The following is a 9,973-nucleotide window of genomic DNA, read 5'->3' as shown; positions in this document are numbered from 1 at the left end:
GGCCTACTCACCCCGTGCTTAGCACTCCATGGCTCGCAGCGATAGTCGCTATAAATATCCAGTAGCTCTTTATTCATTCCTGATGAAATCCCTGTATCTATCAGATTTCATTATACATTGTTTATCATATCAGTGCGTAAGGTGAGTTATCACTTAAAAAAGTCGGCAACTCGTAGCGGCTTTTTTATACATTCACGGCAAAACTCAAATGGAAATTAGTCAAGCAAGGGAAATCTTTTCGCAATATTAGACCCAGTAAGCTCAGCCACCCAACCCTCTGTATTATTAAATAAACGAATCGCTGTAAATTCAGGCTCACTGCCCATATCAAACCAATGTGCAACGTGATCTGGCACCGAGATCAAATCGTTTTGCTCACATAAAACTTGATAGACTTTATCATCAATATGCAAGCAAAACAGGCCTTTGCCTTTGACAAAAAATCTTACCTCATCTTCACTATGCGTATGTTCTGATAAAAATTTTTGCCTTAATAGAGCCTTATCTGGATGAGAGCTATCTAAAGAGATAACATCAACGGCTTGATAACCCCCTTGTTTTTTTAACCGATGAATATCCTCAGCATACATAGTTAAAATATGCTCTTCACTATCCTCAGCACTCACTTTGGCATGCGCTTGCCACTGCTCGAAACGAATACCAACATGAGCCAACTGGCTCGAAATCTCCCGTTGATTAGAGCTTTGAAAAATCATCTGATGGCTATTATTAGCATGAAATATCGTTAATTGGCTCACGAATAATCCTGTATTATAAACTTATTAAAGTTATTCACCCAAGGATGATGCTTACTGGGTTTTTGATTATCTCGGACTAACTGACAGGTTTTTAAGCCTGCTTGTTTAGCCGCATCGAGCTCTGCTGCGATATCAGATAGAAATAACACGTTTTCAGCCTGAATATTTAATTCTTCAATAATATTTTGGTAAGATTTCATTTCTTTTTTACCGCCTATTTTTGTATCATAAAACCCACTAAATAATTCCAAAATATCACCAAAATCAGAATAACTAAATAATAACTTCTGCGCTTTTACTGACCCTGAAGAATAAACATAGACAGGGATATTACGCTTACACTGCTCGCGAATAAATTCAACTGCATCACTATATAAGTGCCCAGTAAAGTCACCCTGCTGATAACCTTTCTCCCAAATCATGCCTTGTAACTGTTTTAATGCGGTAATTTTTTTATCTTCACGAATCCAGGCCAATAAAGTGTCTATCAGTTGAGCTATCGTTGCCTGCTGATTATTAATCTCATTTTTCACCGCATCTAACTGTGCAAAGACCTCTGGAGTTTCGCAAAAACAATGAATAAACTCAGGTAATTGCTTCTCAGCATAAGGGAATAGCACATCCTTTACAAAAGAGATACGCGTGATTGTACCTTCAATATCAGTTAAAATTGCTTTGATCATGAATTAACCTTGTAATTTAAAACGCTCTAGTTCACACATAAATAAAAATTCTAAACCTTCCAAGTGACGACGAGCCTCAAGGATAGAGTCTCCCCAGGCATATAAACCATGCCCTCTGATTAAAATACCATGACGAAGTGGTTTTTTAGCATGTGCTTTATTTACTTTACCCACCAATGCATCAATATCTTGATCATTATCAAAAATAGCAATATTGATCGTTTCTAAATGAGACTGAATACCCGCTAAGGATTTTTGCATCTCATAGCCATGTATCGCCAACTGACTCTCTGCTATATACCGAGAAAGTGTTGTCGCTGCGATAGAGTGGGTATGCAAGACCGCTTTTGCATGATCATCTAACTGATAGATTGCTAAATGCAAGGCTGTTTCTGCAGAAGGTTTACCTGTTCCAGTGAATTGATTACCTTCTAAATCAAACTGACAAAAACTAGCTTCAGTCAAGCAACCTTTATCATAACCACTGGCCGTCACAACAACACCATTGGCTAGACGAGCAGAAAAGTTACCTCCCGTCGCAGGCACCCAACCTTTTTCACTAATCCACGCACCTGCAGTAATTAATTGATTCACCACGTCATTATTATTTTGCATAACTTACTCTTCAAATTGCATCAATATAACCCAATCAATCACATCACTACTTTGCTAAGACACCTGCTTTAATATCGTCTAGCCCAAACACACCCGTATCTAGAATCCACCGCGTAACTAATTGAGCAGGTGTCACATCAAATGCGGGATTATAAACCTGCGATTCTGCTGGACTCCATACTATTTTACCAAATGCTCCTTTAACACCACGCACCTCGTCGCCATCACGCAGCTCAACCGGAATATCTTCACCATGTAAGCAATCACAGTCCACGGTGGTATAAGGCGCGACAACATAAAACGGAATATCATGATAATGCGCAAGTACTGCCAGATTATACGTACCAATTTTATTAGCAAAATCACCATTCACTGCAATACGATCCGCTCCGACCAATACAGCATCAATTTGGCCTTGCGCCATTAAACTTGCTGCCATATTGTCGCAAATAATTGTATTTGAAATATTTAATTGAGATAATTCCCAGGCGGTTAAACGCCCACCTTGCAACAATGGCCGAGTCTCATCAACATAAATATGGATATTATCGTTGTTTGTATGCGCCTGTTGGATAACACCCAGAGCTGTCCCCATACCCACTGTCGCTAAACTGCCTGTATTGCAATGCGTTAGTAAATTTTGCTGTGTAGCTAATAACTTAGCTCCATTCTCTGCCATTTTTTGACACAATAAAACATCTTCAAAAAACAATTTTTCAGCTGTTTTTATTAACGCTTGTCGATAATTTTCAACCTTCAATGCCAATGTCATCTGCTGAAGGTTGTTCATTAAATTAACTGCTGTCGGTCGTGATGCTTTCAGCACAGCAATTGCACTTATTAACTCACGTTTTTCCATCCCCTGCGCTGCTAAATGAGCAACCAAGACAGAGCAGGCAATACCAATTAAAGGTGCACCACGAACCCTCAACGACTGAATAATTTCAGTCATCGTATCAACATCACAACACTCTAACCATTGCATTTTATGCGGTAACAGTGTTTGATCAAGAATATAAAGGCTATTTTTCTCATAGCGCAATGCCGTTGATAATAAGTCCTGCATCAAAACCTCTAAATTCAGATAAAATAATAAGCTCTATAAGTAAGTAATGCTTAACCCAAGCTACAATTAACCGATAGACAACAGGTTAGAACATTAAAAAATCACACCGCCACCGCGCCTTTAATATGTGGATGTGGGTCATAGTTTTCTAAAATAAAATCTTCATATTTAAAATCAAAGATATCTTTAACTTCTGGATTAATCTTCATCATCGACAAACCACGGCAATCACGCTGTAACTGAGTTTTTACCTGCTCTAAATGATTTGAATATAGATGTGCATCACCTAAAGTATGGACAAAATCCCCCGGCTCTAAACCAGTCACCTGTGCAATCATCAAGGTTAATAAGGCATAAGATGCAATATTAAACGGTACACCTAAGAAAATATCGGCGCTACGCTGATACAGCTGGCACGATAATTTACCCTCTGCCACATAAAACTGAAATAACGCATGGCAAGGCGGTAAGGCCATCTTCTCAATTTCGGCCACATTCCAGGCACTAACAATTAAGCGACGTGAGTCTGGATTAATTTTAATCTGCTCAATGACCTGAGTCATTTGATCAATTGTTTTGCCATCCGCGCCCGCCCATGACCGCCACTGTGCACCGTATATCGGCCCTAAATCGCCCTCGGCATTGGCCCACTCATCCCAAATACGGACCTTATTTTCATTTAAGTAAGCAATATTAGTTTCACCCTTTAAAAACCACAGCAATTCATGAATAATCGAGCGCAAGTGCAGTTTTTTAGTAGTTAACAATGGAAAGCCTGCCGACAGGTCAAAGCGCATTTGATGACCAAAGACACTCAGTGTTCCCGTACCCGTACGATCGGTTTTCTCCGCCCCCGTCTCCAGCACGCGTTGCATTAAATCTAAATAAGTACGCATGATATTACCCTCTAACCTTGATTACTTGATTACTTGATTACTTGATTACTTGATTACTTGACTGCTTGGCTCGATAATGAGCAAAGCCATATAATAATACACCGAGAATAATCATTGGTGCGGATAATAGCTGCCCCATCGTCAGCCAATCAAACGCTATATAGCCCATCTGCGGGTCCGGTTGGCGAAAAAATTCTGCACCAAAGCGAAACAGACCATAAAATAATAAAAATAACGCTGAAACAGCCATGCGTGGCCTAGATTTACTCGAATACAACCAGAGAATTACAAATAAAATAACACCTTCGAATAAAAATTCGATCAATTGTGATGGATAACGCGGCAGTGGGCCACCACTTGGAAACACCATGCCTAGTGGGCTATCCGTCACTCGCCCCCACAGCTCATCATTAATAAAATTGCCAATACGCCCAGCTCCCAAACCAATCGGCACCACCGGCGCGACAAAATCAGTGAGCTCAAATAATGTCTTATTAAATTTACGCCCACATAACACTAGCGCAAGAATCACCCCAATGAGTCCGCCGTGAAAGGACATACCACCATCCCACACCTGAAAAATAACCAACGGGTGATCAATAAAGTGACCAAAGTCATAAAATAAAATATAGCCAATGCGGCCGCCGAGGATTACACCTAACGCACCATAAAAAATAACATCACCGACTTGTTCTTTACTCCAACAGCCATGTGAGCGCTTAGTTCGATAATTACACAGCAGCCAGGCCATAACAAAGCCAAACAAATACATCAGGCCATACCAGTGCACCTTAATCGGTCCAAGGCTCACAGCAATCGGGTCTATCTGTGGGTAGATCAGCATCTTGATTTCCTCAACTTACAAAATCCAGTCACATTCTAGCAGCAATGCAATCGGAGCTCTACACAGGGCAGCTAAACACTAAGCCGGATAATGCAACCATAAGGGCATCATCCGTATTAGCGTATTCATAAATTTTAATACACCGACATTAAATTCTTGATGGCCATAAGGATCAGTTACACGTTCAGGAAAGCCAATCCCTAAACCAAATAAACCCGGTGCAATAATGCCATTATGAGGATTGTGCACCACTGTTTCACAGCCCAAAACCTTTGGATAGCGTGACTTAAAACCAATGGCATAAACCACTTTATTACATGAGATTAACTCACTGGCTACAGCATCACTTTCTGCATGTACTCGAACTAAATTATTAGGCAGATCACCATGAATATACTGACGTGCCCATGCTGCTGCCGTGCCTTTAAGCCCCGTATTGTCAAATAAAATCCAGTCATCTATCGGCACAGCAAAACGTAATGGACGCTGATAAACATTAACGATTTTTTTCACACCCAATTCAGATAATGCCTTTATCACTAAAATACCAGAGTGAGAAGAACCAAAAACAGCAACCTGATCGTGTTGCTGACATGATTTGAGTAACTTTTGTGGATGCAAGGCGTTTTCCAAGCTAATTTCTTCAAGGCCCTCATGTATCAAACTCTTTGGTATGGCGCCTGTCGCTAAAATAGCCTGCTTAGCTCTAAATAAACCCGCAGACGTTGCCAGCTGCCAGCTGCCTTGGCTTAATGCTAGCTCATTGACGGTTGTCGCTACACTGTATACCTTTACCTTTTGGCGCAAGTTACTTGTAATCTGAGATAATGGATCGACTAAGTCTTTTAATAAGCAAATCGCCTCTGGGTCCATACGGCTTAAAGCAAATCGATCTTTGTTTTCCTGATAATAAAAATATGAGCTACTTTCAAGAAAGCGAGTAAAAAATTTAACACGCGTATTGCCTGAAACTTCCTGCCATTTTGTACCAAAATCACCAACAGTAAACGTCGGATCTAACCATAAAATTTCACTGGCAAGCACACCAAAATCCAGTAGTTTTGCAATTGCGGCAATACCTGCAGGACCCGCGCCCACCACTGCCCATGCCATCACCTTCTGTTGCATATACGCTCCCTGATCTATAAAGCCCAAACTAAATCCAGCTTATACAAGCTTTCCGCTTTAGTAAAATAGCTATCACTCATCACAACCATCATCAATATTGATCGGTTAATTCCCATGTTTTTTTGCAAAACCCGCCTGATCAATCTAATATGCACATAGTTAATTAACCCTTAACCGTGTATAAGTGCTTTATTTTGATGGAAAATGTAGTTTTATTTACTGTTCTTGCCTGTATCTTCGGCTTTTGTATGACCTGGGGCGTTGGTGCCAACGACCTCGCTAATGTCCTCGGCACCTCGATGGGCTCGCGTTCACTCACCGTAAAACAAGCGATTATCGTTGCCATTATTTTTGAGTTTGCCGGTGCTTACCTTGCTAGTGGTAATGTCGCTAATACGCTAAGAAATGGTATTATCGACCTCAATCTTTTATCAAGCGAGCCACAATTGTTTATTTACGGCATGCTTGCCGTCTTGCTCGCTGGATTTAGCTGGATGCTAACGGCCAGCTATTTTGGCCTCCCAGTATCAATTACTCATACGATCGTTGGGGCAATTGTCGGCTTTGGTGCCATCACTATCAGCTTTCATGCGGTCCATTGGGATACCGTGGGTACGATTGCACTGAGTTGGATTATTTCCCCTTTACTGGCCGGAGCCTGTGCCTTTCTTGTTTTTACCAGTATTCAAAAAATTATTTTCGCCAAATCTCATCCAGCTAAAAGCGCCATGCATGCGATTCCCTGTTATGGCCTCTTGTTTGCCCTTATCTTTGGCAGTCTATTAGTTGAGCATATTTTGCAACATTTTGGGAAACACTCATTGCGCCTGCAGTTTGGAGTGACTCTTGCATTTGCCATCATCATCTATATTGCCCTCGCGCGCTTTACCCGTAGCTTTATAAAAAAACGCAAGCTAGAAGGGGCGGCACGCCGCCATGAATTCCAACTACTAGAGCATATGTTTAAACCTTTAACCATGCTCACCGCCTGTGCCATGGTCTTCGCTCACGGCTCAAACGATGTAGCTAACGCTGTTGGCCCCATGGCTGCGGTTGTTGATACCGCACTATCCGGCTCACTCAGCCCAACCAGCAATATGCCACCTTGGATTCTTGGCTTAGGCTGCGCTGGGGTGATTGTCGGCTTTTTAATGTATGGTCGCCGCGTTATTCAAACCGTTGGCTCGAATATCACTCAACTCACACCCTCTCGTGCCTTTGCCGCTATTTTTTCTGCAGCGATGACCTCCTCAATTGCAACCACCACCGGTATTCCGGTGTCAGTCACCCAAATTTTAGTCGGCGCCGTGTTTGGCGTCGGCTTTGCCCGTGGCTTAACTGCACTCAACTTAAACGTGATTCGTAATATTTTCATGTCGTGGGTGATCACCCTACCCGCCGGAGCAACCTTTGCCGTTATCTATTTTTATATTTTCCGTGCACTCGCTGGATGTTAAAATGCCCATATGCTTAAAGAAAAGACAAAAAAAGGATTAAAAAGCAATGCCAAGCACCCCTTTACTAAATATGTTTCGCCGCTCACCCTTCTTGCCACTACAAGAGCATATGCAACAGGTGGCCAATATCAGTCCATTACTAGTTGAATTTTGTCGCCTAGCATTCTCACAGGAGTGGGAACATGCAGAGCAATTAAAAGACAAAATTTTAACCAATGATAAGCAGGCCGATGAGTTACTGCGTGATATCCGCACACACATGCCCAAAGGCTTATTTTTACCCGTTGCACGCACTGACTTGCTCGACCTGATTAAAACTCAAGATAAGATTATTGATAAAAATAAAGACATTTTATCTTTAATATTTAACCGTAAAATGCAGCTACCGGCCCCCGTTACTACGTTATACCTCAAGTTTTTAACACACAGCTTAGCCGCGGTCGAACAAGCCCACGTCGTCATTCGCGAACTTGATGATCTAATGGACGCAGGCTTTACCAAACACGAGTCAAACATTGTCGAAACCATGGTCACCGATTTAGACCATACAGAAGAGCAAGCACGTGAGCTTTACGAACACGCCTCTTTGGCCTTATTGAAGTTGGAAAATGAATTACCGCCGGTCAATACCATGTTTATTTATAAACTCTTTGACTATACGATAGAAATTGCTCAATTAGCACGCAGTGTCGGCGCTAAACTAGAAGTCTTATTTGCACATTAAAAACCGAAAAATATACAAAATAAAAGAACGCCATGCAGGTAAAATAAATATCTACATGGCCAGAACGATAGTGATTTAAGCTAACTTAGAATGTATCGCGGCGTTTTTGCCCATACGTATTCGCATGGTTTTTATGATAGCCTTGTTCACAAATTGTTGAGATTGCGTGTTTATAAATCATCATTGGACTTTTGCGTTGATCTTCTATCATGACAATAAAGCGATCGGTTTGAATAATCTTACCGGTCATACGCTGCCCACCGATCAAAAAGATATTAACCTCCTCACCCTTTTCAATCAGCTGTTCAATAAATTTATCTTGGCAACTGATACTTTGTTGCTTGTCGTTATCTTTTTTACTCATCATCTATTTGCCCTTAGTCCATACTGGTGGCCGCGCCTTGCTCTGTCTTTCGGCACCGTTAATTATCGATTTTCGGCTTTTGCCCCACTTGCTATCAATATACAACAGTCTGCCTGCTTTTAATAATGAAAATACAACCAAACAATGCAATCAAAGCCAAGCTGCAGATACAACTAGCAAAATACACAGCACTGCTGGGGCCTAAAGTCATCATCAAGGTGACCAACAGCGCAGAGCCCGCAAAGCGAATACAGCCTAAAAGAGCCGCGGCAGAACCAGCAATATGACCAAAAGGCATCATTGCACCGACAACAGCAGGGGATACCGTCCAGGCGATGCCTGTACTAATCATAAACATTGGCAGCATAATCGCGGTCAAACTTACACTCGTGCTGCAATATAGCCAAATCATCATCGTAAAACCACCAACTAACATACACAACACCCCTAAACCCATCCAAAAGCGAATGCTGACATATTTCACACCAAAGCCACCAATAAAGCTCATAACCATCAACACCAGGGCATTTAAACCAAACCAATAACCAAACTCGGTCTTAGCTAAGCCTAACTGATCAATAAGTAAATAAGGCGAAAAAGAAAAAAATAAAAATAAAATACTAAAGCTGCATAGACTAATTATACTATGGAGAAAAAATTGTCGATGAAAAATTAACTGACGATACACAGCTAAACAGCTTTTAAAATTAAGCAAGTTTACCTGACGCCTAACACAAGTCTCTTGCAAACCCAGTAACATTTGCAAGCACAATAAGACACCACAACCAGCCAGCACCCAAAAGGTCATCTGCCAGGATAAATAACTCCCAATAAAAGGTGCAAAAACCGGAGCTAAAGCCACCGCACTTGAAATATAGCTCATCACCTGTGCACCACGCTCGTCTTCATAGATATCGCGAACAATCGCATTGGCTGCAACCATGCAACAACACGCCCCCATCCCTTGAATAAAACGTGCACCAACCAACCACTCAGCACTCGGAGAAAGTGCAGTTAATACAGATGCACTGATATATAAGAAAAAACCACTATAAATAATCTTTAAACGACCAAGAGCATCACTCAACGGCCCAACAACAATTTGCCCAAGTCCCACGGCTAAAATAAAAATACCGAGGCTCCCTTGTACCCACAGCGCTTTATCCGGCCACAAAACCAATAAATCCGGAATCGAGGGAATATACATATCCATGGCCATAGCTGAAATAAAGTTTAATGGAAATAACATGATAACGGTAAGAAAGGTGCTTTTTCCCACCATTTTTGCTCACTCCAAATAAATTAAATAACCTTGGCTGATATAACCATAAAGTATAGCGCTTTACCCCTTAACTAATCGATTAACTAATCAATTAGCTATTATAGCGCTCAACGAATAGTTTCTGACATTGACTTCATTACTTGACTAAGCGCTGTC

11 protein-coding genes are annotated in these 9,973 nt (G+C 41.3%); 2 read left to right on the top strand and 9 right to left on the bottom strand.

The window, feature by feature from the left end:
• Positions 1–215: 215 nt before the first annotated feature.
• The 7 genes from C200_RS03575 to C200_RS03545 form a co-directional block, all read right to left on the bottom strand.
• A complete protein-coding gene (locus C200_RS03575) occupies positions 216–758 on the bottom strand; it encodes a 1,2-dihydroxy-3-keto-5-methylthiopentene dioxygenase (RefSeq protein ID WP_016210935.1) in 543 nt (180 codons plus the stop codon).
• On the bottom strand, positions 755–1,441 hold the full coding sequence (gene mtnC / locus C200_RS03570; protein ID WP_016210943.1) for an acireductone synthase: 687 nt from the start codon (positions 1,439–1,441) through the stop codon (positions 755–757). Before mtnC ends, C200_RS03575 begins: the two co-directional genes overlap by 4 nt.
• Before the next feature lie 3 nt (positions 1,442–1,444).
• The gene (locus C200_RS03565) at positions 1,445–2,056 is read right to left on the bottom strand and encodes a methylthioribulose 1-phosphate dehydratase (protein ID WP_016210942.1); all 612 of its coding nucleotides are present in this window, start codon (positions 2,054–2,056) and stop codon (positions 1,445–1,447) included.
• 46 nt (positions 2,057–2,102) lie between these two features.
• Positions 2,103–3,122: an S-methyl-5-thioribose-1-phosphate isomerase gene (gene mtnA, locus C200_RS03560; protein WP_016210944.1), complete on the bottom strand. Its 1,020-nt coding sequence runs from the start codon at positions 3,120–3,122 to the stop codon at positions 2,103–2,105.
• Between the two features lie 101 nt (positions 3,123–3,223).
• Positions 3,224–4,018 (bottom strand): thymidylate synthase, encoded by a 795-nt coding sequence (locus C200_RS03555; RefSeq protein ID WP_016210936.1) that lies wholly within the window; start codon positions 4,016–4,018, stop codon positions 3,224–3,226.
• A 37-nt stretch (positions 4,019–4,055) separates the two neighbouring features.
• On the bottom strand, positions 4,056–4,862 hold the full coding sequence (lgt, locus tag C200_RS03550) for a prolipoprotein diacylglyceryl transferase (RefSeq protein ID WP_016210931.1): 807 nt from the start codon (positions 4,860–4,862) through the stop codon (positions 4,056–4,058).
• A gap of 78 nt (positions 4,863–4,940) precedes the next feature.
• Entirely contained in the window at positions 4,941–5,990 is a 1,050-nt protein-coding gene (locus C200_RS03545) for an FAD-dependent oxidoreductase (RefSeq protein WP_016210941.1), read from the bottom strand.
• 197 nt (positions 5,991–6,187) lie between these two features.
• On the opposite strand from C200_RS03545, the gene C200_RS03540 reads away from it, so the two are divergent.
• Positions 6,188–7,447 carry an inorganic phosphate transporter gene (locus C200_RS03540; RefSeq protein ID WP_032126310.1) on the top strand — a complete coding sequence of 420 codons (1,260 nt, stop codon included), beginning with the start codon at positions 6,188–6,190 and terminating at the stop codon, positions 7,445–7,447.
• Positions 7,448–7,493: 46 nt separating this feature from the next.
• Positions 7,494–8,171 carry a TIGR00153 family protein gene (locus C200_RS03535; RefSeq protein WP_032126309.1) on the top strand — a complete coding sequence of 226 codons (678 nt, stop codon included), beginning with the start codon at positions 7,494–7,496 and terminating at the stop codon, positions 8,169–8,171.
• An 85-nt stretch (positions 8,172–8,256) separates the two neighbouring features.
• Here the strand turns inward: C200_RS03535 and hfq are convergent, their stop codons facing one another.
• Both hfq and C200_RS03525 read right to left on the bottom strand, forming a co-directional pair.
• Complete coding sequence (gene hfq, locus C200_RS03530; RefSeq protein WP_016210937.1) at positions 8,257–8,538, bottom strand: RNA chaperone Hfq; 282 nt, start codon at positions 8,536–8,538, stop codon at positions 8,257–8,259.
• A gap of 91 nt (positions 8,539–8,629) precedes the next feature.
• Positions 8,630–9,817 carry a multidrug effflux MFS transporter gene (locus C200_RS03525; RefSeq protein ID WP_016210940.1) on the bottom strand — a complete coding sequence of 396 codons (1,188 nt, stop codon included), beginning with the start codon at positions 9,815–9,817 and terminating at the stop codon, positions 8,630–8,632.
• Positions 9,818–9,973 lie beyond the last annotated feature (156 nt).

Source organism: Piscirickettsia salmonis LF-89 = ATCC VR-1361, from assembly GCF_000297215.2.
Taxonomy (GTDB): Bacteria; Pseudomonadota; Gammaproteobacteria; order Piscirickettsiales; family Piscirickettsiaceae; genus Piscirickettsia; species Piscirickettsia salmonis.
This window is presented reverse-complemented; position numbering and strand designations above follow the sequence as displayed.